Genomic DNA, 23,048 nt, shown 5'->3' with positions numbered 1-23,048 from the left:
GTTCAGGCGACCTGGTCCCACCAGGCGTCCACGGGCGGTGGGTCGTCCACCACCACCCGCTCGCCGGGGCGCGGCACGGCGATCCGGACGCCCCGCGCCTTCGCCTCCCGCCAGAGCCGGTTCACCGGCTCGGCCCAGTCGTGCAGGGCCAGGGTGAAGGTGCACCAGTGCACCGGCACCAGCAGCCCGCCCCGCACGTCGAGGTGGGCGGCGACCGCCTCCTCCGGGAACATGTGGATGTTCGGCCAGGCCTGGTCGTACGCGCCGATCTGGGTCAGCGTCACGTCGAACGGCCCGTACCGCTCGCCGATCTCGGCGTACCCGGGGAAGTAGCCGGAGTCGCCGGTGTAGAAGACCCGGCGGTGCGCCCCGGCCACCACCCACGAACCCCAGAGCGTGCCGTCGCGGCGCAGGCCCCGGCCGGAGAAGTGCTGGGCGGCGGTGGCGGTGATCGTCAGCCCGGCCACCCGGTGGCTCTCCGCCCAGTCCAGCTCGATGATCCGGTCCGCCGGCACACCCCACCGGTCCAGGTGCGCGCCGATGCCGAGCGGCACCAGGAACGGGGCGGACTGGGTGTCCCGCAGGCGGCACACCGTCGCCATGTCGAGGTGGTCGTAGTGGTCGTGCGAGATCAGGACCGCGTCCACCGGGGGCAGCTCGTCGAGGCGCACCGGCGGGGCGTGCAGCCGGCGCGGACCGACCACCTGCGACGGGGAGCAGCGGTCGCTCCACACCGGGTCGACGAGCACCCGCCGTCCCTCGATCTCGACCAGCGCGGACGCGTGGCCGTACCAGACGACGGCGAGTTCCCGCTCGTCACCGCCACCGGGGCTCGGACGCAGCAGCGGCACCGGTCGCGCCGGCCGGCGGCGCTGCTGGCCGAAGAACAGTTCCCACACCAGGTTCCGGCCGGGGTCGGCGATCGTCGTGTGGACGTCGGCGGGATTGTGGAACGCGCCGTCGTGGAACTGCGGTGAGCGGCGTACGCGGTCGGCGCGGGCACCGGTCAGCCGGCCACCCAGGGCGGCCGGAACGTCCCGGGCGGCCCAGGCCAGGGCGGCCAGCGCGGCCAGTCCCAGCACCCCGGCGGCCCCGCCGCCCCGACCCCGCCGTGTCCGCTGCGCGCGTCCCCCCATGATCGTTTCCCTCCGCCCGGTGGATGCCGGGTGCCCACGGTAGCCTCGGCGCGTCAGCCGCCGTTGCTCGGGCGCTGCCGGGTGGCCCGGTGGGCCGTCCCGGTGCCGGTCAACCCGTCCACCGCGTCGAGGAAGCTCCGTCCCATCTTCGCCCGTGCCGTCACCGCCGGATGGGTTCCGCCGAAGTTGCCCGCGTCGGCCTGCCCGGCGGCGAAGAGGGCGTACGTCAGCACCGGCGCGCCGGCCCGGTCGAAGATCACGCCGGCCTCGCAGCGGGCGTCGGCGTACCAGCCGCCCTTGGTGGCGATCCGGGCCCGCTCGTCGGAGGACATGGTGCGCCGGACGCCGTCGGTGTGCGCGATGGGGGAGCGCAGCTGCCGCAGCAGGAACGCCGTGGAGGCGGGCGAGAGCAGGGTGCCGGCGACCAGTGCCCGGAGCAGGTCGTGGGTCTCCCGGGGCGTGCTGGTGCCGAGGTAGAACCGGTTGGGGTTGGCCACCGGCTGGACCTGGGTGTTCGGGAAGCCCTTGGCGACCAGGATCGCGTTCAGCTCGGCCGCCGGGCAGACCAGGCCGCACAGGCGTACGGCGGTGTCGTCGGAGACGGTGAGCAGCGCGGCGAGGGCGTGGCCGAGCGTGACCGAGCTGGGGTACGCCCCGTCCAGGCTGAAGATCCCGTCCCCGCCGGAGACGACGATCGCGGAGGTGACGTCGACCTGTTGGTCGAGGGTGAGCAGCCCCCGGTCGACCTTGTCCAGCACCGCCACGGCGACGGCGATCTTGTTCACGCTGTACGCCTCCAGCCGGAGGTTCGGCTCGTCGGCGACGGCCGGCAGCGGCGGACCCGCCGGGTCGGCCACGCTGACGTACGCCTGCCAGCTGCCGCCCGCCTCGGCGATGCGCTGCTGATACGCGGCGGCGACCAACGCCGCGGCCTGGGCGGGGGTGCCCGCGGGCTGTCTCACGCCACGCTCCTCGGCCGATGCCGGCGTCCCGTTGCCGAGCACCGTGCCGGCGGTGGCGGCGGTGCCCAGCCCGAGTGCGGTCCTTCGGTTCATCCTGGCAGTCAAGCGTGTCTCCTCGTCCCGTGTGGCCGGAGTGTTCCCCGGTCACCCTAGGCGATGAGACGGCTCCGTCGGGTGCCCTGCCGGCCGCCACGAGCCAGCGGGAGCACCACCCGACTCACGGCGCGAGCACGACCTTGACGCAGCCGTCCTCCTTCTTCTGGAACATCTCGTACGCCTTCGGCGCGTCGCCGAGCGGCATCCGGTGGGTGCGCAGGTCCTCGACGCCCAGCGGATCGTCGTCGCCGGCCAGCAGCGGCAGGATCTCGTCGGTCCAGCGGCGGACGTGGCACTGTCCCATCCGCAGCTGCACACCCCGGTCGAACATCTCCATCAGCGGCAGCGGATCCACCTCGCCGCCGTACACCCCGGAGATGGAGACGGTGCCGCCCCGACGGACGGCCTTGAGCGCGGCCTTGAGCACCACGAGCCGGTCCACGCCCGCTTTGTCGGTCATCGTCTGGGCCAGCCGGTCCGGCAGCAGCCCGGCGGCGGCCTGGGCGATCTTGCCGGAGGTGGAGCCGTGCGCCTCCATGCCGACCGCGTCGATCACCGCGTCCGGGCCACGCGCGTCCACCAGGTCGATCAGCGCACCCGGGACGTCGTCCAGCTGAGAGACGTCGAGTACCTCGATGCCGTGCCGGCGGGCCATCTCCAGCCGCTCCGGCACCAGGTCCAGGCCGATCACCCGGTCCGCGCCGAGGTGCCGGCCGATCCGGGCGCAGAACTGCCCGACCGGGCCGAGCCCGAAGACGGCGAGCGTGCCGCCCGGCGGGGTGTCGGCGTACTTCACCGCCTGCCACGCGGTGGGCAGGATGTCGGACAGGTAGAGGTAGCGTTCGTCGGCACCGGTCTCGGGAACCTTGATCGGCCCGAACTGGGCGTGCGGCACCCGCAGGTACTCGGCCTGTCCGCCGGGCACCGAGCCGTAGAGAGAGGTGTAGCCGAACAGCGCCGCGCCCTTGCCCTCGCCGGTGACCTGGGTGGTCTCGCACTGCGCGTAGAGCTGCCGGTCGCACATCCAGCAGGAGCCGCAGGCGATGTTGAACGGCACCACCACCCGGTCGCCCGGCTTCAGCCGGGTCACCCCGGAGCCGACCTCCTCGACGATCCCCATCGGCTCGTGCCCGAGGACGTCGCCCGGCTTCAGGAACGGCCCGAGCACCTCGTAGAGGTGCAGGTCGGAGCCGCAGACGGCGGTGGAGGTGATCCGGACGATGGCGTCGGTCGGCTCCTCGATCCTCGGGTCGGGCACCTTCTCCACCCGTACGTCCCGCTTCCCGTGCCAGGTCAGTGCCTTCATGCCGGTTCCTCCGCCGTGTCGGGTCGTCCTGTCCTGGACTGCTACCCGGGAAGCGACCGGTGAACCGTCCCGCCGGTCATCCCGCCCCGGGCGTGGGCAGGGAGACGGTGACGTCCAGACCGCCGCCCGGCCGGGGCAGGGCACGCACCGTACCCCCGTGCGCCCGGGTCACCGCCCGGACGATGGACAGGCCCAGCCCGAAGCCCCGGTTGCCGGCGGCCCGCTCCCGGTTCAGTCGCCGGAACGGCAGGAAGATCGACTCGACCTCGTACCCGGGCACGACCGGCCCGCTGTTGCTGACGGTCAGCTCGGCCCGACCGTCGGCCGTCGTGGTGGTTACGGTCAGCCACCCGTCCTCGCCGAGGTTGTGCCGTACCGCGTTCTCCAGCAGGTTCTGGGTCAGCCGTTCCAGCAGCACCGGGTCACCGACCGTCCGGGCCGGGGCCAGCGTCCGGGAGACCGCCAGCGTCGTCCGGGCGGCGGTCTGGTCGGTCAGGTGGCCGGCCACCTCGGCGAGGTCCACCTCAGTGCGCTCGGTCAGCGTGTTCTCCGACTCGGCGAGGGTGAGCAGCCCGTCGATCAGCCGTTCGTGCCGTTCGTTCACCGTGAGCAGCGTCTCCCCGAGCTGGCGCAGCTCCGCCGGGGCGTCCGGCCGGGTGACGGCCACCTCGATCAGGGAACGGTTGATCGCCAGTGGGGTGCGCAGCTCGTGCGAGGCGTTGGCGACGAACCGCCGCTGGCCGTCGAAGGACCGGTCGAGCCGTTCCAGCATCAGGTCGAAGGTGTCGGCGAGTTCCTTCACCTCGTCGGTCGGCCCGTCCAGGGCGATCCGCTCGTGCAGGCCCCGCCCGGCGCCGTCCGCGCCGGCGATCCGGCGGGCGGTCCCGGTGATCTGGTTCAGCGGCTGCAACGCCCGCCCGGCGACCAGCCAGCCGAACGCGACGGCGGCGACCGTCACCACGGCCAACGCCACCCCGCCCTGGGTCAGCAGGGAGTCCAGCGCGTCCTGGCGGGCGTCCTCCTGCACCTGCCGCACCAGCCCGCGCAGGGTCTCCGCCTGCTCAGGGGTGATCTTGGTGCCGGACTGTGGCAGCGGCACCCGGTCCGGGTCCCGGCTGCGCAGGTCGAACCCGAGACCCCGGGTGAGGCGCTGGTCGACCAGCACGTAGGTCACGGCGAGCAGCACCGCCCCGGCGAACAGGAACAGCCCGCCGTAGACCAGCGTGAGCCGGGCGCGGATGGTCAGCTTCTTCACCGGATCCGATACCCCGCGCCGGGCACCGTCTCGATGACCGGCGGCTCGCCCAGCTTGCGGCGCAGCTTCATCACGGTCACCCGCAGCACGTTGGTCAGCGGGTCGATGTGCTCGTCCCAGGCCCGTTCGAGGAGTTCCTCGGCGGAGACCACCGCGCCGTCGGCGCGCAGCAGCTCGGCCAGCACTCCGAACTCCTTGCGGGACAGCGGCACGTGGCGCCCGTCCCGGGTCACCTCCAGCCGGGCCGGGTCCAGCACGATGCCGGCCCGGGCGAGCCGGGGCGGCGCGGCCGGCCGGGTGCGCCGGGTCAGGGCGTGCACCCGCGCGCTCAGCTCGATGAACGCGAACGGCTTGGTCAGGTAGTCGTCGGCGCCGATGGCCAGCCCGGCGACCCGTTCCCGGACCGCGGCGGCGGCGGTCAGCATCAGCACCCGGGTCTCCCGGTCGGAGTCGACCACGGCCCGGCACACGTCGTCGCCGTGCACCACCGGCAGGTCCCGGTCGAGCACCACCACGTCGTACCCGTTGACCCCGAGCCGTTCCAGCGCGGCATCCCCGTCGTACACGACGTCCACCGCGAATGCCTCCCGGCGCAGCCATTCGGCGATCGCGTCCGCCAGGAGCCGTTCATCCTCGACCACCAGTACCCGCACCGCTCCATCCTCGCCCACCTCGGCATAACCACGCCGTTAACGGCACGGTGGGTGTTTACGCTCCGGCTACGCCCCGTGACGTTGACTCGACCATGGACGCCGGCTTCCCGCCGGCCACGGAGATGAGGAGCACGAGACGATGCGGAGACGGCTGACGGGCGTACTACTCGCCCTGCCTCTTGCGGCGGCCATCGGTCTGGCCGGCTGCGGTAAGGCCGACCAGGACGACGACGGGGTGGCCACGGCCGGTGGCGGCGGTGCGAAGCCGACGGTCAACGCCGCCGCGTTGAGCGACGAGGAGCGCCGGATCAAGTTCACCAGTTGCCTGCGTGACCAGGGGCTGGACGTGGCGGATCCGGAGCCGGGCCAGAACGGGCCGCGCTTCAGGCAGGGCTCCGACGTGGACCGCACGAAGGTCCAGGCGGCCCTTCAGGCGTGCCGCGAGTTCGCCCCGAACGGCGGACAACCCCGGGAGCTCAACGCCGACCAGGTCGAACAGGTCCGTAAGCTCGCCCGCTGCATGCGGGAGAACGGCGTGCCGAACTTCCCCGACCCGGACGCCGACGGCCGGATCCAGCCCGGGAAGGCCGACATCGACCGGAAGGACCCGGCGGTCCGGGCGGCGTTCGACAAGTGCCGCGAGGTGATGCCCAACCTCGACGAGCGTCTGGGGGCGTCGTGAGCGCGCCGATGGGCGCCGACACCGGGGCCGCCCCGGCGGGCGACGGTGACGGCGCGACGGAGGCACCGACCCGGCGGCGCCGGTGGCGGCCGGTCACCGTGCTGGCCGCCGGGGCGGTCGTCGTGCTGGCCGGCGGGGCGGTCGCGGTCGGCGTGGCCTCCGACGGCAGCGCCGGGGAGTCGGCCGGGGCCGACCCGCTTCCGCCGACCAGCACCACCGTCGCCCGGCAGACCCTGGTCGACCGGGAGACCAAGACCGGCGAGCTGGGGTACGGCACACCGCGCGCCCTGGACACCCGGTACACCGGCACGCTGACCTGGCTGCCCGCCACCGGGAGCACGATCACCCGGGGCAAGGCCCTGTACCGGGTCGACGACGACCCGGTGGTGCTGCTGCACGGCAGCCTGCCGGCGTACCGGACCCTGCGTTCCGGGGTCAGCGGCCGGGACGTCAAGCAGTTCGAGCAGAACCTCAGCGGTCTGGGCTACACCGGGTTCACCGTCGACGACGACTACACCTCCTCCACCGCCGACGCGGTCCGCCAGTGGCAGGAGGACCTGGGGGTGGCCGAGACCGGGCAGGTCGAACCGGGCCGGGTCGTCTACGCCGCCGGCACGGTCCGGGTGGCGAGCCAGGGCGCCGAGGTGGGGGACGCCGTCGGTCCGGGCCGGGCGGTGCTCTCGGTGACCGGCACCACCCGGCTGGTCACCTGCACCCTGGACGTCGACGACCAGCGGCTGGCGCGCAAGGGCGCGGAGGTGACCATCACGTTGCCGGACGGCAGGCGGACCACCGGCCGGGTCGGCACCGTCGACACGGTCGTCCAGACGTCGGCCGGGTCGGCCGGACAGGACCCGGTCAGCGAGACGAAGATCGAGGTCTCGGTGACCGGGAACGACCCGGCCGCCCTCACCGGCTTCGACCAGGCGGCGGTCGACGTCGGGTTCGTGGCGGCCGAGCGGGCCGACGTGCTCACCGTGCCGGTCGCCGCGCTGCTCGCCCTCGCCGAGGGCGGATACGGCCTCCAGGTGGTGGACGACGCGGGCACCCGGATCGTCGCGGTGAAGACCGGCCTCTTCGCCGCCGGCCGGGTGGAGGTCTCCGGCGACGAGGTCGTCGAGGGGCTGACGGTGGGGATGCCCGGTGACTGACCGGATCTCCGCCGCCGCCGACCACGTCGTGCGGTTGCGGGACGTGACCAGGCGGTACGGCGACACCGTCGCCGCGCTCGACCGGGTCGACCTGACCATCGGCCGAGGCGAACTGGTGGCCATCGTCGGCCCCTCCGGTTCCGGCAAGTCCACGATGCTCAACGTCATCGGCACCCTGGACCGGCCCACCTCGGGCACCGTGTCGGTCGACGGGTACGACACGTCACGCCTGACCGACCGGGAGCTGTCCGCGCTGCGGGCCAGCCGGATCGGCTTCGTGTTCCAGCAGTTCCACCTCGCGGTGGGCGTACCGCTGGTGGAGAACGTCGCCGACGGCCTGCTCTACGCGGGCGTACCCCGGCGGGATCGGCACCGGCGCGCGGAGGTCGCGCTGCGCCGGGTCGGGCTGGGCCACCGCCTCGACCACCGTCCGCACCAGCTCTCCGGCGGCGAACGGCAGCGGGCGGCGATCGCCCGGGCCGTGGTCGGCGAGCCGCCGCTGCTCCTGGCCGACGAGCCCACCGGCAACCTGGACTCCACCTCGGGGGCCGGGGTGATGGAGCTGCTGCACGGGCTGCATGCGGCCGGCACCACGGTCGTCGTGATCACCCACGACCGGGAGATCGCGGCGAGCCTGCCCCGTCAGGTGCGGATGCGGGACGGGCGGATCGTGACCGAGGACGTCCCGCTGGTCGAGGGGGTGTTCCGGTGACCGCGACGACGACCCGGGCCGCGCGCCCGGACCGGCTGCGGCCCGCCCGGATGCACCCGCGCGACGTGCTGCGGGTCGGCGGGGTGGGTCTGCGTACCCGTCCGCTGCGGGCCTTCCTCTCCGCGCTGGGCATCGCCATCGGCATCGCGGCGATGATCAGTGTCGTCGGGATCTCCTCGTCGTCCCGGGCCGACCTGGACCGGACCCTGGCGGCGCTGGGTACCAACCTGCTCACCGTCGCGCCGGGCAGCACCCTCTTCGGGGCCGACGCCCAACTGCCGGTCGAGTCGGTGGAGATGATCTCCAGGATCGGGCCGGTGGAGCAGGTCGCGGCGGTCGCCCAGCTCGCCGACACACCGGTCTACCGGTCGGACCGGATCCCGGCGGCGCAGACCGGCGGCCTGGGCACCCAGGCGGTCACCCTGGACGTCCTGGACACCGTCGGCGGCACGGTCGCCCACGGCACCTGGCTCAACGACGCCACCGCCCGCTACCCGGCCACCGTGCTCGGCGCGGTCGCCGCCGAACGGCTCGGGCTCGGCGCGGCCGGACCGGACATCCAGGTCTACATCGACGGTCGGTGGTTCACCGTGATCGGGATCCTCCGGCCGGTGCCACTCGCCCCGGAGATCGACTCGGCGGCGCTGGTCGGCTGGCCGGCCGCCACCACCTACCTCGGGCTGGACGGGCACCCGACGCGGATCTACACCCGCTCGGCGGAGCAGCACGTCGAGGCGGTCCGGGGGGTGCTGGCGGCGACCGCCAACCCGGAACAGGCCAACGAGATCCAGGTGTCCCGGCCCTCGGACGCGCTGGCCGCCCGGCAGGCCACCGACGAGGCGTTCACCGGTCTGCTGCTGGGCCTGGGCGCGGTGGCCCTGCTGGTGGGCGGTGTCGGGGTGGCCAACACCATGGTCATCTCGGTGCTGGAGCGGCGGGCGGAGGTCGGGTTGCGCCGGGCGCTCGGTGCCACCCGGGGGCAGATCCGGACCCAGTTCCTCGCCGAGTCCCTGCTGCTGTCCGCCCTCGGCGGGCTGGGTGGGGTGCTGCTGGGGGTCCTCGTCACCACCGGTTACGCCTTCTCCCAGGGCTGGCCGACGGTGGTGCCGGCGTGGGTGATGGCCGGTGGCATCGGCGCGACGCTCGTCATCGGCGCGGTGGCCGGGCTCTACCCGGCGATCCGGGCCAGCCGGCTGTCGCCCACCGAGGCCCTGGCGACGCCCTGAGGCGATGGACGCCATCCCCGGCCCCGGGGGATGGGTGCGGCGCCCGACGGCCGGTGGGGACACCGGCCGGCGGGCGCCGCGTGGCGTCGGATCAGCGTCGGGTCAGCTTGTGCAGTTCCCAACCGCCCAGGTGCGTGTTCGGGTCGGTCCGCAGGTTCATCGGGTTCGCCATGCCGATGTAGAGCGTGGACCCGTCCGCCACCATGGTCCGTACGCCCTGGTTGAGCGGGTTGCCGAACCCGGTCTTGTCGACCGCGCGGGCCGGCCGTCCCGGCGTGTCGAACGACCACAGGTCGGAGCCGAAGGTGGGCGGGTCGACTCCGGGAGTCGGCTCCGTCGGCATCTGACCGTCCAGCGCGATGTAGGCGAAGTCCATGGTGCCGACGTAGAGCCGCCCGCCGGCCACCATCATCTTCCAGGCGTACAGGTTGTACGGGTCACCGAAACCGGACTTGCCGTGCACCGGGGTCACGCCGGTCGGAGCGGTCTGCCAGGCGCCGACCCCGTTGTTCGCCGCCGGGTCGTACTTCGGGAGCTGGGACTCGCCGTAGAGCGTCTCGACCGTCTCGTCGGCGCCGCCGAAGTCCCGGCCCCGGAGGACGACGAACGCCCGCTGGGTGTTCTTGATGGTGGCCTGGAGCTGCTCCTGGCTCTTCGGCGGGTAGACCTTGACGTGCAGCGTGGTGGCCTGGAGCGGGACGTGCATACTGCCCCAGTAGAGGTACCCGCCGTAGGAGGCGAGCCCCCCGAGCGCGTACGCCCGCCGGACCACCGGGTCCGGCTCGTACTCGGCGGGCGACCAGACCTGCGTCCAGGCGGTGGCGTCCGGCGGGGTGAGGCCCGGCTCCCCGTCCTTCAACGGGGGGCTCATCCAGATGCTGGCCAGGTCGGCGGTGTTGTTGGCGGCCTCCGGGCCGGTCGCGGAACCTCCCACGACCGACTTCGGCCAGGTGGAGACGTAGAGCCGGCCCTTGTGCGCGGTGATGTCGGCGGCCTGGGTCGGCAGGTCACCGACCACGGTGAAGGCGAACGGGTTGGTCCGGTCACCCGTCCAGCGCAGGACCCGACCGGCGTCACCGCCGTTGGTGCCCATTCCGACACCCGCGTAGAGCACCCCGTCGGCGACGGTGAAGTGCCGGATGTTCTCGTAGTCGGAGAGGTTGGTCGAGCCGAGGTAGTGGCCGGTGAGGGCGTCGAAGGCGAACAGGTTGACGCCGCCGACGATGCTGGGGCCGCCGAGCAGCACCACACCCCGGTGGGCGGCGCCGCTGCGCAGTCCGGCCGTCGAGCGCAGCAGGGCCGCGTCCGCCGCCGCCGCGTCGGTGATGTCCTCGGTCCGCTCGGTGAGCTGCTCGCTCGCCAGGTCGTAGGTGTAGACCTCCGGCGGCCGGTGGTCGCCGATGTTCGGCGGCAGGTCGGGGTTCTGCCGGGACGGCTGGCTGCTGGCGTACTCGCAGGTGAAGTCGTCGTTGACGACCGGATCGCTGGCCTGGTAGCCCTCCGGCTTGAGGCAGAGGACGTTCGCTCCGGTGCCGAACCAGAGCTTGCGTCCGGCCTTGGCCAGACCCCAGACGTACGACTGGTTGACCTTGTCCTGGCCCACCGCGCAGGGTGGACCGGCCGGGTAGTCGACGCCGATCCCGGCGAAGCACTCGTCGGCGGCGGCCTTGGCCAGCAGCCGTACGCTCTCCGGGGGCCGTCCGCCCCCGGCCTCGACCTCGGCCACGGCCGGGGCGGCCGACGTGGTCACGAGACCCAGGGCGACGAGGACGGTCAATAGTCGACCTGGTGGTTGGAGCCGACGCATCTGTCTTCCTTCCGACACCGTTCGGGAGCGGCGCGGGGGCCCGGAACGGGTCACCGGAATCGCCGCCGAGTGAAGGGGTTGCCGCACGACTCACCGAGGTGTGCCCGTGCGTCGGGTAACCCCATTCCAGGAGCCGTGCGGGAGAGACGTTAACACGCCCATGAATGGCGCTCTATCGATTCTCGCCATTAAATAATTTGGAACGAGGTGTGGCCCGTTGATCGATCTTCCAGCCCGGTCGGAACGTGTGTCGGAAGGGGGGCGCGTTCATTGTCGATCAACCGCAAAAGCTGGCCAAAGGTGCACAAGGTGCCGGCTGCCCAAGAACGGGTGCAACCAGGGCGGCCGAGGATGTCCACAGTGTATCGGCCAGGGTGGTGGGCCGGGTCCGCGCGATGTCGCCGGGGATTCTGGTGCGGCTATTTCCGGCCTGCGTGAAAATTACCGTTGTTTACTCGGCATAAACCCGCGACATGACCGCTGTCCAAGTTCACCACAAGTTCTCGATCGCCCGTGGAATTTCCGTCGTCAACCGGTGGAATCTCAGGCGCCGGAAGTGTCGCCCCGCTTCGTGGTGGCCGTGAGGTAGTCCCGGTTGAGTCGGCCGATGGTGTTCAACGGGATGCCCTTCGGGCAGACCGCCGTGCACTCACCGGCGTTGGTGCAGCCGCCGAAGCCGGCCTCGTCGTGCGCGTCCACCATGTCGACCACCCGGGTGTACCGCTCGGGCTGACCCTGCGGCAGCAACGAGAGCTGGGTGACCTTGGCGGCGGTGAAGAGCATCCCGGAGCCGTTCGGGCAGGCGGCCACGCACGCCCCGCAGCCGATGCAGGCCGCCGCGGAGAAGGCGGCGTCCGCGTCGGCCTTCGGCACCGGGGTGGCGTGCGCCTCGGGGGCGCTGCCGGTCGGCGCGGTGACGTACCCGCCGGCCGCGATGATCCGGTCGAAGGCGCCCCGGTCGACCACCAGGTCCTTGATCACCGGAAAGGCGCGGGCCCGCCACGGCTCGATGTCGATGGTGTCGCCGTCGGAGAACTGCCGCATGTGCAGCTGGCAGGCGGTGGTGCCACGCTGCGGTCCGTGCGCGTCGCCGTTGATCATCAGGCCGCACATGCCGCAGATACCCTCGCGGCAGTCGTGGTCGAAGGCGACCGGCTCCTCACCGGCGAGGATCAGCCGCTCGTTGAGTACGTCGAGCATCTCCAGGAAGGACATGTCCGGGGAGACGTCCTCGACCCGGTAGGTGACCATCCGGCCCTTGTCCCGGGGGCCCTTCTGGCGCCAGATGCGCAGGGTCAGGTTCACTTGTAACTCCGCTGCGTCGGGTGGACGTACTCGAAGGTCAGGTCTTCCTTGTGCAGCACCGGGAGCCGGTCGCCGTCGGCGAACTCCCACGCCGCGACGTACGCGAACCGCTCGTCGTCGCGCTGCGCCTCGCCCTCGGGGGTCTGGTGCTCGGCCCGGAAGTGGCCGCCGCAGGACTCCTCCCGGTGCAGGGCGTCGACGCACATCAGCTCGGCCAGCTCGAAGAAGTCGGCCACCCGGCCGGCCTTCTCCAGCGACTGGTTGAGCCCCTCGCCGTCGCCGGGCACCCGGACCCGCTGCCAGAACTGCTCGCGCAGCGCCCGGATCTCGTCGATCGCCTTGCGCAGCCCGGCCTCGGAGCGCTCCATGCCGCAGTGCTCCCACATGATCTGGCCCAGTTCGCGGTGGAACGAGTCGACGGTCCGGTCGCCGTCCACCGCCAGCAGGCGCTGGATCCGGTCCTCGACGCCACGTCGCGCCTCGACCGCCGCCGGGTGGCTCGCCGTCACCGGCTCGAACGGTCCGTCGGCCAGGTAGTGGGCGATGGTGTTCGGCAGCACGAAGTACCCGTCGGCGAGGCCCTGCATCAGCGCGGACGCGCCGAGCCGGTTCGCCCCGTGGTCGGAGAAGTTCGCCTCGCCGATGACGAACAGGCCGGGGACGGTGGACTGGAGGTCGTAGTCGACCCAGAGCCCGCCCATCGTGTAGTGCACCGCCGGGTAGATCCGCATCGGCACCTGGTACGGGTCCTCGCCGGTGATCCGCTCGTACATCTCGAAGAGGTTGCCGTACTTCGCCTCGATGGCCTTGCGGCCGAGTCGGCCGATCGCGTCGGCGAAGTCGAGGTAGACCCCGAGCCCGGTCGGGCCGACACCCCGGCCTTCGTCACAGACGTTCTTCGCGGCCCGGGAGGCGATGTCCCGGGGCACCAGGTTGCCGAAGGACGGGTAGATCCGCTCCAGGTAGTAGTCCCGCTCGTCCTCCGGGATGTCCTTCGGGCCGCGCCGGTCGCCCTTGGCCTTCGGCACCCAGACCCGGCCGTCGTTGCGCAGCGACTCGCTCATCAGGGTCAGCTTCGACTGGTGGTCGCCGGAGACCGGGATACAGGTCGGGTGGATCTGCGTGTAGCAGGGGTTGGCGAAGTACGCGCCCTTGCGGTGGGCCCGCCAGGTGGCGGTGACGTTGCAGCCCTTGGCGTTGGTGGAGAGGTAGAAGACGTTGCCGTACCCGCCGGTGGCGAGCACCACCGCGTCGGCGAACTCGGCGGTGATCTCGCCGGTGACCAGGTCCCGGACCACGATGCCCCGGGCCCGGCCGTCGACGACGATCAGCTCCAGCATCTCGTGCCGGGCGTTCATCTCCACCGTGCCCAGCCCGATCTGCCGTTCCAGGGCCTGGTACGCCCCGAGCAGCAGTTGCTGGCCCGTCTGCCCCCGGGCGTAGAAGGTGCGCTGCACCTGCGCCCCGCCGAAGGAACGGGTGTCCAGCAGGCCGCCGTACTCGCGGGCGAACGGCACGCCCTGGGCGACGCACTGGTCGATGATGTTCACCGACACCTCGGCCAACCGGTGCACGTTCGACTCCCGGGAGCGGAAGTCGCCGCCCTTGACGGTGTCGTAGAACAGCCGGTGCACCGAGTCGCCGTCGTTGCGGTAGTTCTTGGCGGCGTTGATGCCGCCCTGCGCGGCGATCGAGTGCGCCCGGCGCGGGCTGTCCTGGTAGCAGTAGGTCCTGACCCGGTAGCCCTGCTCGGCGAGGGTGGCGGCGGCCGACCCGCCGGCCAGGCCGGTGCCGACCACGATCACCGTCATCTTCCGGCGGTTGGCCGGGTTGACCAGCTTGGCCTCGAAGCGGCGGCGGTCCCAGCGGGTCTCGATCGGGCCGTCGGGAGCCGTGGTGTCGGCGACCGGGTCGCCCTCGACGTAGAGATCCATGATCAGTCCACCAATCCGGTGAGTACGGCGAACGGGACCATCAGGTAGCCGGCGCAGAGCGCGACGGAGAAGAGCAGGGCGACGAGTCGGGCCCGGCGCTCGCCGCGCGGGGTCTGCTGGCCGAGGCTGCGCAGCGCGCTGAACAGGCCGTGTCGCAGGTGGAACCCGACGGCGACGATCGCCAGGGTGTAGAAGAGCGTGACGTACCACCGCGCGGGGGCGAAGTCGGCGACCACGTTGGCGTACGGGCGGCTCGGGTCGCCGACCGGGTTCAGCGTCCCGGTGGTCAGGTCGAGCAGGTGGTAGACCACGAAGAGCAGGATGATCACGCCGCCCCAACGCATGGTCCGGGCGGCGTAGCTGCCCCGCACCTTCCTGCGGTGGGCGTAGCGGACCGGGCGGGCGGCGCGGGCCCGCCGGGCGAGGGCGGTGGCCGCCGCGATGTGCCCCAGCACCGCCACGAGCAGGCCGACGCGCAGGATCCAGAGGAACCAGACACCGGGCAGGATCGGTGCGCCGATCTCCCGGAGCCAGTGGGCGTAGTGGTCGAACGAGGGCTGCCCGGCGAAGACCTTCAGGTTGCCGAGCATGTGCGCGACGAGGAACAGCACCAGGACGATGCCCGTCACCGCCATGACGGCCTTGAGGCCGACAGTGGAACGGACGGGCGACCGGGGCGACGTGACTACCACGCCATCGACGCTAGGAGGACTGCAATCAGTCGTCCAATGCATCGAACTCGCAGCATGCATAGCTATAAGCTATGTAGATGCAGTTCCATCAGCTCCGGTACTTCGTGGCAGTGGCCGAACTACGACATTTCACGCAAGCCGCCGAGCTCGTGGGGATCACCCAGCCATCGTTGAGTAAGCAAGTTCACGCCCTCGAGACAGCCCTCGGCACCCCGCTCTTCGAGCGGGTCCGGGGCAACATCGCCCTCACCGCCGCCGGTGAGGTGCTGCTCCCGTCCGCCAAGCGGATCCTCGCCGACGTGGAGACCGCGCAGCGCGAGGTGCAGGAACTGGTCGGCCTGCGTCGGGGACGCGTCCGCCTCGGTGCCACGCCCAGCCTGGTCACCTCCCTCGCCCCGCCGGTGCTGGCCCGGTTCCGCGACGCGTACCCGACCGTGGACCTGCGGGTGGAGGAGAGCGGCTCCCAGGACCTCGTCCGGGACCTGCTCCGCGGCGACCTCGACCTGGCGCTGATCATCATGCCGGGCCAGGGCACCGACCCAGGGCTGCGCGCCGAGCCGATCCTGCGGGAAAGCCTGGTGGTCGCCTCGCTGGACCCGCTCCCGGCCGCCGCCAGCGGCGAGCTGCGCATCGCCGACCTCCGCGACCAGCCCCTGGTGATGTTCCGGCAGGGCTACGACATCCGCGACGCCACCCTGGACGCCTGCCGGGCCGCCGGCTTCGAGCCCTCCTTCGCCGTCGAGGGCGGCGAGATGGACGCCGTGCTCAGCTTCGTCGAGGCCGGGCTCGGGGTGGCCCTGGTGCCGGGCATCGTGGTCGCCCGCCGCCCCCGCATCCGGGTCACCCCGCTCGCCCCGCCCGGGGTGCGCCGGACCATCGCGGTCGCCCGCCGACGGGACGCCGTACCCACCCATGCCGGCCGGGAGCTGCGCCGGATCCTGCTCGACCACATCCGGGACGCCGCCGGCCGGGGAAACCTGCCCCCCGGCGTCGAGCCGCTCTGACCCCGGCCGGGCGGCCGGCTCAGCGTCCCTCGGCCACGTCCATCGCCCGGTAGATCCGCTGCTCGGAGACCGGGTACGGGGTGCCGAGCGCCTGGGCGAAGACGTTCACCCGCAGCTCCTCGATCATCCAGCGGATCTGCCGGACCGCCTCGGCGTTGCGCCGCGTCGGTGGCAGGGCGGCCAGCATGTCCTGGTACTCCTTCTGCACCACCGCGATCCGGTCCTGCTGCTGGCGGTCCCGCTGCGGGTTACCGGGCAGCCGGTCCAGCCGCCGCTCGATCGCCGCGAGGTAGCGCAGCAGGTCGGGCAGGCGGGCGTACCCGGTCTCGGTGACGAACCCGGCGTGCACCAGCCCGGCGAGTTGGGCCTTGAGGTCGGCCAGCGCGGCCACCAGGGTCAGGTCGGTGGTCCGGGTCAGCCGCTGCTGCACCGCGTGGGCGGCGGCGAGTACCTTGCGGACCCGGTCCATCACCTCGACCACGGTGTCCACCAGGTCGGCGCGGACCTTGTCGCGCAGCGCGGCGAAGCCGTCCGCGTCCCAGGCCGGGCCGCCCGCGTCGGCGACCAGCCGGTCGATGGCCGCCCCGGTCGCGTCGGCGATGAGCTGCTGCACCCCGCCGTGCGGGTTGCGGCTCAGCGCCAGTTTCGCCTCGTTGGAGAGCCGGCCCTGGAGGAACTTCGCCGGGTTCGCCACGGTCAGCCGCAACAGCCGGCGGGTGCCCGCCCACATCGCCGCCGCCTGCTCGGCCTCGGAGTCGAAGACCTTCACCCCGACCGTCTCGCCCTCGTCGACCAGCGCCGGGTACGCGGTGACCCGGTAGCCGGCCCGGACCTGCTCGATGGTGCTCGGCAGCGTCCCGATGCTCCACTCGCGCAGCCCGGTGCGGGCCACGTCCGGCGCGGCGGCGGCGACCACCTGGCGTACCTCGGCCTTGAGCTGCCGTTGCAGGGCCGACAGGTCCTTGCCCTCGGCGACCGGCTTGTCCTCCTCGTCGAGCACCCGGAAGGTGACCCGCAGGTGTGCCGGGAGCCGGTCGAGGTCCCACGCGTCCCGGGGCACGGTCACCCCGGTCATCCGGCGCAGCACCCGGGTCAGCGCGTCCAGCAGCGGTTCCTCGCCCGGCGTGATCGCGGCCAGGGCGGCGCGGGCGAAGTCCGGCACCGGCACGAAGTTGCGCCGTACCGCCTTGGGCAGCGAGCGGATCAGCGCGACGACCAGTTCCTCGCGCAGCCCCGGCACCTGCCAGTCGAAGCTCTCCGCCGGCACCTGGTTGAGCAGCGGCAGCGGGATGTCCACGGTCACCCCGTCGGTCGGGGTGCCCGGCTCGAACCGGTACGTCAGCGGCAGCGTGACCCCGTCGGAGAGCCACTCGTCCGGGTAGTCCGCCTCGTCCACCCCGCTCCGGCCGGCGTTGACCAGCAGCTCCCGGGTGAAGGTGAGCAGGTCGGGCTGCTCCCGGCGGGTCTTCTTCCACCAGGCGTCGAAGTGCCGGCCGGACACCACGTCGGCGGGGATCCGCTGGTCGTAGAAGGCGAAGATGGTCTCGTCGTCGACCAGGATGTCCCGCCGGCGGGCCCGGTGCTCCAGCTCCTCGATCTCGGTGAGCAGCTTCTGGTTGTCCCGCCAGAACTGGTGGTGGGTGGACCAGTCGCCCTCGACCAGGGCGTGCCGGATGAACAGCTCCCGGCTCAGGCCCGCGTCGATCCGCCCGAAGTTCACCTTCCGGCCGGTGACCAGCGGGATGCCGTAGAGGGTCACCTTCTCGTAGGCGAGAACCGCCGCCTGCTTCTTCTCCCAGTGCGGCTCGCTGTAGCTGCGCTTGACCAGGTGCTGCGCGAGCGGCTCGACCCACTCCGGCTCGACCCGGCCGGCCACCCTCCCCCACAGCCGGGAGGTCTCCACCAGCTCGGCGGCCATCACCCAGCGCGGCGGCTTCCTGAACAGCGCCGACCCGGGGAAGACCGCGAACTTGGCGCCCCGCGCGCCGAGGTACTCGTGCTTCTGCGGGTCCTTCAGTCCGATGTGCGAGAGCAGCCCGACCAGCAGCGACTGGTGCACCTTCGGGGTGTCGATCTCCTCCGGCAGGTCCGCCCCCCGGTCCCGCCGTCCGCCGCCGGACTCCGCCGCGTCGCGCCGTCCGTCGTCCTTCGCAGCCTCCGCCGGCCCGCGTCGGCCGCGCCCCCCGCCACCCTGCTCCGGGGCACGCAACACCTGGCGCACCTGGCTGACGATGTCCTGCCACTCGCGCACCCGCAGGTAGTTCAGGTACTCCGCCTTGCACATCCGGCGGAACGCGCTGGAGGACAGCTCGCGCTGCTGCTCGCGCAGGTACCGCCAGAGGTTGAGGAACGTGACGAAGTCGGACTCCTTGTCGGTGAACCGGGCGTGCGCCTGGTCGGCCTGGGCCTGCTTCTCCGCCGGCCGCTCGCGCGGGTCCTGGATGGAGAGCGCGGCGGCGATCACGACGACCTCGGTGGCGCAGCCGTTGTGTTCGCCCTCCACCACCATCCGGGCCAGCCGGGGGTCGACCGGGAGCTGGGCCAGCCGCCGCCCGAGCGGGGTGAGCCGCTTCGCCGGGTCGGTCTGGGTCGGGTCGAGCGCGCCCAGCTCGTGCAGCAGGTTCATACCGTCGGTGATGTTGCGCCGGTCCGGCGGGTCGATGAACGGGAACGCGGCGATGTCCCCGAGCCCGATCGCGGTCATCTGGAGGATGACCGAGGCCAGGTTGGTCCGGAGGATCTCCGGGTCGGTGAACTCCGGGCGGGAGAGGAAGTCCGGCTCGTCGTAGAGGCGGATGCAGATGCCGTCCGAGGTACGCCCGCAGCGGCCCTTGCGCTGGTTGGCCGAGGCCTGGGAGACCGGCTCGATCGGCAGCCGCTGCACCTTGAGCCGGCTGGAGTAGCGGGAGATGCGGGCGGTTCCCGGGTCCACCACGTACTTGATGCCGGGGACGGTCAGCGAGGTCTCCGCGACGTTGGTGGCGAGCACCACCCGGCGTCGGCTGTGCGGGGCGAAGACCCGGTGCTGTTCGGCGGAGGAGAGCCGGGCGTACAGCGGGAGGATCTCGGTGCCGAGCAGCGACCGTTTCTTCTCCACCAGCTTGCCCAGCGCGTCAGCGGTGTCCCGGATCTCCCGCTCGCCACTGAGGAAGACCAGGATGTCGCCCGGCCCCTCGGCGGCCAGTTCCTCGACCGCGTCGCCGATCGCCTGGATCTGGTCCCGGACGTTCTCCTCGTCGTCGCCCTCGTCGTCCTCGGCCCCGGTGACCTCCACCAGTGGCCGGTAGCGCACCTCCACCGGGTACGTCCGCCCGGAGACCTCCACCACCGGCGCGGGTTTCCCCTCGGCAGCGCCGTCGGCGGGCGGCCCGGCGAAGTGCCGGGCGAACCGGTCGGTCTCGATGGTCGCCGAGGTGATGATCACCTTGAGGTCGGGCCGGCGGGGCAGGAGCTGCTTCAGGTACCCGAGGATGAAGTCGATGTTCAGGCTGCGCTCGTGCGCCTCGTCGATGATCAACGTGTCGTACTGGCGCAGCATGCGGTCGTTCTGGAGTTCGGCCAGCAGGATGCCGTCGGTCATCAACTTGACCAGGGACCGGTCGCTGACCTGGTCGGTGAAACGCACCTTGTAGCCGACCACGTCACCGAGTTCGGTGCCCAGTTCCTCGGCGATCCGGTCGGCGACCGTGCGGGCGGCCAGCCGGCGGGGCTGGGTGTGCCCGATCAACCCGTGCACGCCCCGCCCCAGCTCCAGGCAGATCTTCGGCAACTGGGTGGTCTTGCCCGAGCCGGTCTCGCCGGCCACGATCACCACCTGGTGGTCGCGGATCGCGGCGGCGATGTCGTCCTTGCGCTCGCTGACCGGCAGACCCACCGGATAGGTCACCGTCGGCACGGCGGCCCGGCGGGCGGAGAGCCGTGCCTCGGCTCCGGCCACGTCGGCGGCGATCTCGGCCAGCGCGGCATCCCGTCGTGCGGGGTCGCGCAGCCGGCGTACCCCGTCCAACCGGCGTTGGACGCGGCGCTGGTCGCGGAACATCAGCGCGGCCACCCGGCGGTTCAGCTCACCGAGGGAGGCGGAGGGCTCGCGGACGCTGTCGGGCGTGGCGGAGGCGGATGGATTCTGCATGTCGTCGCCAAGGATAGGCAGCCCGCCGCCGGACCGCTCCCGGGTTACCGACGGCTCCGCCTCCGTCGTCCACCCGAACGGGCCGCGGGTCGTAGCGGGGAGGGGCACCCTCCGGGGTAGCGGAGGGTCTACAGTTGGTCGCCGATCGAGCGCGGGGGATGCGATGACGATGCGCGACACCGACCGGGCGTTGGTGCAGGCCGCCGGTGCGGTCGCCCGGCTGCGCTGCCGTGGCGCCCGGCACACCGTGGCCGCCGCCGCCCGGACCCCGGAGGGCCGGGTCCTCACCGGGGTCAACGTGCATCACGCCGAGGGCGACACCTGCGCCGAGGTGGTGACCGTCGGCACGGCCGCCACGCAGGCCGCCGGTGAGCTGGAGACGATCGTCGTGGTGGGGGATCGGGGGCGGGAGGTCCTGACGCCCTGCCACCGGTGCCGGCGGTTGCTGCTCGACCACTTCCCGGCGATCCGGGTGATCGTCGGCCCGATGGACGAACCCCACGTGCTGCCCCTGGCCGACCTGCCGACGCCCGCCGCGACGCCGCAACGCTGACCGGGGCGGCCTGTCCCCGCCGCGGCGGAAACCGGGCCGGCCTCCTACCGGGGCTGCGCTGGGCGGGTCGCGTCGGCACCCTGGCCCGGGGTGCTGTCCCCGGCCGGGTGGTTGCCGTCGCCGTCGTCCGTGGCCGTGTGCTCGGCGACCGGACCCGCGTCGGTGGCGTGGTCCTGGTCGGTGGCGTGGTCCGGGTCGGCGGCCTCGGCGCGTCGGCGTCGCGCCCAGAGCAGCGCCGCGACGGCCGCGACGGCGGCCAGTGCGATCTTGAAGCCGACCTTGCCGAACGCGAGGTTGCCGAGGCCCACCGTGATCACTCCGGCCCACCAGGACGGATCGAGGTAGCGGTCCCGGTCGGTGGAGAACTCCCAGTCGCGGAGCCACCAGCCGAGGGCGACCAGACCCAGGGCAGCCACTCCCACGAGGATGGCCGCCACGACCAGTCGGGCGGTGCCGTCACGTGCCGCAGACATGTCCCGACCCTATGCGTCACCCGCCAGCCGAACCGCCACCGCCACCTGCCGGCCGATTTGCCACCGCCACCTGCCAGCCGCCCGCCACCCGGCGGGGCGGACGGTGAACGGCTGGCAGCGTTGGCGCAGGCCGGGCGGCGGTGTCGGCACCGGCTGGGCGTTGGCGTCGGGTCAGACGCCGGCGGTGACCGGGGTGGCGGCGCGGCGACGGCCGAACAGCAGGTGGTCCAGGCTGAACCGGCCGGCGCCGACGGCGGCGAGCAGCAGTGCCGCCGCGCCGAGAGCGAGGACGAGTTCGTAGCCACCCTGGTCCACGAAGATGCCGTTGCCGGCGTGCACGAAGACGTAGGCGCCGAGCATGTTCAGCGCGAGCAGCACCCCGGCGACCGGGACTGCCAGGCCGAGGACCAGCGCCGCGCCGCCGACCAGCTCCACGGCGGTGGCGAACCAGGCGGCGAGCGTCGGCAGGGGGACGCCCGACTGGTCGAAGAAGGCGGCGGTGCCGTCGACGCCGTTGGTGACCAGCTTCTGCCAGCCGTGGGCGAAGAACACGACGCCGACGCCCATCCGGGCGAGCAACATCGCGACGTCACGAACGGAAGCAGGCAGGGACATGGGTCTTCTCCTCGGATGGGCGACGGTGGGACGCCGGCCATTCGGGGGCCGGCGGGTGACGGCCTACGCGTCACTGCCCGGCCCTGAGAGGACCGGGCAGCGCGTGGAACACGCGGCGTCGGAGGGTGGACCACCGGGCGGGCGGCCCTGCCTCGTCGACCACCGTACCGGGAGATTGTTGAAAGCTCAATGATTGAAAGTGGGAGCTCTTCGGGCGTAGCGCCAGCTGTCTGGGCACCCTCCTTCGCTCCGGGCTCACGCCGGCGGCCCGTTTCGGCGTGCCGTCCGGCTCTGATCGGCAGCGTTGCGTGACGATGGTGACGGTGCGCCCGATGTCACGACCGGTAATCGTCGTGGTGGTCAGCCGGTATCGCTCTCCCGCGCTTTGCTCTGCACCCGTATAGGCGCCATTCGTCTCACCAGGCTTTCCTTGGGGTCGGTGGCAGTTGCGGCGCCGCATGCCGGACTACGGATGGTGACTGGCGCATCGGTGGGTGCAGAGCAAAGGAGGTCGGAGGACAGTGGCGCGGGCGCGGTGGTGATACACGCTCCGTGCAGGCGGATGGTGGGTGGACATGTCCGGTATCCGGTGTCCGGTTTTGGCCTCCGGCTCACGATTGGTGATTCCGGGCAAACTCTTACGTACGTCCCGGATCATCCCGACCGGGCTCGCAGACGTCGGGCGTCCGGTGACCGTTGGCTGTCATGAGGGAGGCAGGCCCCGGCGTCACGTTCGGCTGGCCCGCCGCGGTGGCCGTGGCGGGGAATCGGTCCGGGGGCGGGGGCGTTGTAACGAGTTCACCCGTGAGCCTCCCGCCCACCCGGCTCCCGGCCGCCGGCCCTTCCCGAGCCGACGTGCCCCACCCGGAGCCGGGACCCCGGTCCCCGGAATGCCGGCCGGTCGGGTGGCGTTGTACCAACCTGGCGCACCGAGTGGGCCGAGCCCCGGACCGCGCCCCCCGATCTTCCTCCGTGGTGCCCCCGCGCCGCGACCATCCACCTCCACGTGTGGCGCCCCCCGCGCCCGCGTGCCCCCCGGAACAACGGAAAGGCAGGACACCCCCATGACCACGCTGATCCGTAAGGCCGCCCTGACCGCCGCTGGTGCCGCCCTCGCCGGTGGCGCGCTCGCCGGCCCCGCGACCGCCTTCGCCGCCCCCACCACCCACACCCCGACCACCTCGGTCACCGCCGACCGCGGCCACGACCGCACCAACGCCAAGCACGACAAGGGCCAGCGGGAACTGCGTGTCCGCTACGAAGCGCAGCCGAACTTCTACTACTGCGGCCCCGCCGCCGCCCGCAACGCCCTCACCACCCTCGACCGTGACGTCTCCCAGGACGACCTCGCCCGCGA

19 protein-coding genes are annotated in these 23,048 nt (G+C 72.4%); 7 read left to right on the top strand and 12 right to left on the bottom strand.

Features of this window, described 5'->3' with window-relative positions:
* Positions 1 to 2 precede the first annotated feature (2 nt).
* From ACIBJE_RS30430 to ACIBJE_RS30410, 5 genes are all read right to left on the bottom strand, one after another.
* Positions 3 to 1,136, bottom strand: a complete 1,134-nt coding sequence (locus ACIBJE_RS30430; protein WP_396753721.1) for an MBL fold metallo-hydrolase — start codon at positions 1,134 to 1,136, stop codon at positions 3 to 5.
* Between the two features lie 53 nt (positions 1,137 to 1,189).
* Positions 1,190 to 2,191, bottom strand: a complete 1,002-nt coding sequence (locus tag ACIBJE_RS30425; protein ID WP_396753720.1) for a serine hydrolase — start codon at positions 2,189 to 2,191, stop codon at positions 1,190 to 1,192.
* A gap of 124 nt (positions 2,192 to 2,315) precedes the next feature.
* Positions 2,316 to 3,500 carry a zinc-dependent alcohol dehydrogenase gene (locus ACIBJE_RS30420; RefSeq protein WP_396753719.1) on the bottom strand — a complete coding sequence of 395 codons (1,185 nt, stop codon included), beginning with the start codon at positions 3,498 to 3,500 and terminating at the stop codon, positions 2,316 to 2,318.
* A 76-nt stretch (positions 3,501 to 3,576) separates the two neighbouring features.
* The gene (locus ACIBJE_RS30415) at positions 3,577 to 4,755 is read right to left on the bottom strand and encodes a sensor histidine kinase (protein WP_396753718.1); all 1,179 of its coding nucleotides are present in this window, start codon (positions 4,753 to 4,755) and stop codon (positions 3,577 to 3,579) included.
* Positions 4,752 to 5,408 (bottom strand): response regulator transcription factor, encoded by a 657-nt coding sequence (locus ACIBJE_RS30410; RefSeq protein WP_396753717.1) that lies wholly within the window; start codon positions 5,406 to 5,408, stop codon positions 4,752 to 4,754. The genes ACIBJE_RS30415 and ACIBJE_RS30410 overlap by 4 nt, the downstream gene beginning before the upstream one ends.
* Before the next feature lie 139 nt (positions 5,409 to 5,547).
* On the opposite strand from ACIBJE_RS30410, the gene ACIBJE_RS30405 reads away from it, so the two are divergent.
* The 4 genes from ACIBJE_RS30405 to ACIBJE_RS30390 are packed head-to-tail and all read left to right on the top strand — an operon-like array spanning position 5,548 to position 9,179.
* Positions 5,548 to 6,090, top strand: a complete 543-nt coding sequence (locus tag ACIBJE_RS30405) for a hypothetical protein (protein WP_396753716.1) — start codon at positions 5,548 to 5,550, stop codon at positions 6,088 to 6,090.
* A complete protein-coding gene (locus ACIBJE_RS30400; protein ID WP_396753715.1) occupies positions 6,087 to 7,241 on the top strand; it encodes a peptidoglycan-binding protein in 1,155 nt (384 codons plus the stop codon). Before ACIBJE_RS30405 ends, ACIBJE_RS30400 begins: the two co-directional genes overlap by 4 nt.
* Complete coding sequence (locus ACIBJE_RS30395) at positions 7,234 to 7,953, top strand: ABC transporter ATP-binding protein (RefSeq protein ID WP_396753714.1); 720 nt, start codon at positions 7,234 to 7,236, stop codon at positions 7,951 to 7,953. The genes ACIBJE_RS30400 and ACIBJE_RS30395 overlap by 8 nt, the downstream gene beginning before the upstream one ends.
* A 50-nt stretch (positions 7,954 to 8,003) precedes the next feature.
* Complete coding sequence (locus ACIBJE_RS30390; RefSeq protein WP_396753737.1) at positions 8,004 to 9,179, top strand: ABC transporter permease; 1,176 nt, start codon at positions 8,004 to 8,006, stop codon at positions 9,177 to 9,179.
* Positions 9,180 to 9,270: 91 nt separating this feature from the next.
* Here ACIBJE_RS30390 and ACIBJE_RS30385 read toward each other — a convergent pair whose 3' ends face one another.
* The 4 genes from ACIBJE_RS30385 to ACIBJE_RS30370 form a co-directional block, all read right to left on the bottom strand.
* Complete coding sequence (locus ACIBJE_RS30385) at positions 9,271 to 10,956, bottom strand: hypothetical protein (RefSeq protein WP_396753713.1); 1,686 nt, start codon at positions 10,954 to 10,956, stop codon at positions 9,271 to 9,273.
* Between the two features lie 573 nt (positions 10,957 to 11,529).
* Positions 11,530 to 12,291: a succinate dehydrogenase/fumarate reductase iron-sulfur subunit gene (locus ACIBJE_RS30380; protein WP_396753712.1), complete on the bottom strand. Its 762-nt coding sequence runs from the start codon at positions 12,289 to 12,291 to the stop codon at positions 11,530 to 11,532.
* The gene (locus tag ACIBJE_RS30375; RefSeq protein ID WP_396753711.1) at positions 12,288 to 14,225 is read right to left on the bottom strand and encodes a fumarate reductase/succinate dehydrogenase flavoprotein subunit; all 1,938 of its coding nucleotides are present in this window, start codon (positions 14,223 to 14,225) and stop codon (positions 12,288 to 12,290) included. The genes ACIBJE_RS30380 and ACIBJE_RS30375 overlap by 4 nt, the downstream gene beginning before the upstream one ends.
* 2 nt (positions 14,226 to 14,227) lie before the next feature.
* The gene (locus tag ACIBJE_RS30370) at positions 14,228 to 14,917 is read right to left on the bottom strand and encodes a succinate dehydrogenase cytochrome b subunit (protein ID WP_396753710.1); all 690 of its coding nucleotides are present in this window, start codon (positions 14,915 to 14,917) and stop codon (positions 14,228 to 14,230) included.
* A 77-nt stretch (positions 14,918 to 14,994) separates the two neighbouring features.
* On the opposite strand from ACIBJE_RS30370, the gene ACIBJE_RS30365 reads away from it, so the two are divergent.
* Complete coding sequence (locus ACIBJE_RS30365) at positions 14,995 to 15,921, top strand: LysR family transcriptional regulator (protein WP_396753709.1); 927 nt, start codon at positions 14,995 to 14,997, stop codon at positions 15,919 to 15,921.
* Between the two features lie 19 nt (positions 15,922 to 15,940).
* Here ACIBJE_RS30365 and hrpA read toward each other — a convergent pair whose 3' ends face one another.
* The gene (gene hrpA / locus ACIBJE_RS30360) at positions 15,941 to 20,050 is read right to left on the bottom strand and encodes an ATP-dependent RNA helicase HrpA (protein ID WP_396753708.1); all 4,110 of its coding nucleotides are present in this window, start codon (positions 20,048 to 20,050) and stop codon (positions 15,941 to 15,943) included.
* Positions 20,051 to 20,219: 169 nt separating this feature from the next.
* Between hrpA and ACIBJE_RS30355 the strand changes: the two genes are divergently transcribed.
* Positions 20,220 to 20,603 (top strand): cytidine deaminase, encoded by a 384-nt coding sequence (locus ACIBJE_RS30355; RefSeq protein ID WP_396753707.1) that lies wholly within the window; start codon positions 20,220 to 20,222, stop codon positions 20,601 to 20,603.
* A 44-nt stretch (positions 20,604 to 20,647) separates the two neighbouring features.
* Here the strand turns inward: ACIBJE_RS30355 and ACIBJE_RS30350 are convergent, their stop codons facing one another.
* Positions 20,648 to 21,076 (bottom strand): hypothetical protein, encoded by a 429-nt coding sequence (locus tag ACIBJE_RS30350; RefSeq protein ID WP_396753706.1) that lies wholly within the window; start codon positions 21,074 to 21,076, stop codon positions 20,648 to 20,650.
* Between the two features lie 171 nt (positions 21,077 to 21,247).
* Positions 21,248 to 21,691, bottom strand: coding sequence for a DoxX family protein (locus ACIBJE_RS30345; protein WP_396753705.1), 444 nt, complete (start codon positions 21,689 to 21,691; stop codon positions 21,248 to 21,250).
* A gap of 1,064 nt (positions 21,692 to 22,755) precedes the next feature.
* Between ACIBJE_RS30345 and ACIBJE_RS30340 the strand changes: the two genes are divergently transcribed.
* On the top strand, positions 22,756 to 23,048 hold a 293-nt coding region (locus ACIBJE_RS30340; RefSeq protein ID WP_396753704.1), incomplete at its 3' end, for a C39 family peptidase.

The organism is Micromonospora sp. NPDC050187 (assembly GCF_044459745.1).
In the GTDB taxonomy this organism is placed as follows: Bacteria; Actinomycetota; Actinomycetes; order Mycobacteriales; family Micromonosporaceae; genus Micromonospora.
This window is presented reverse-complemented; position numbering and strand designations above follow the sequence as displayed.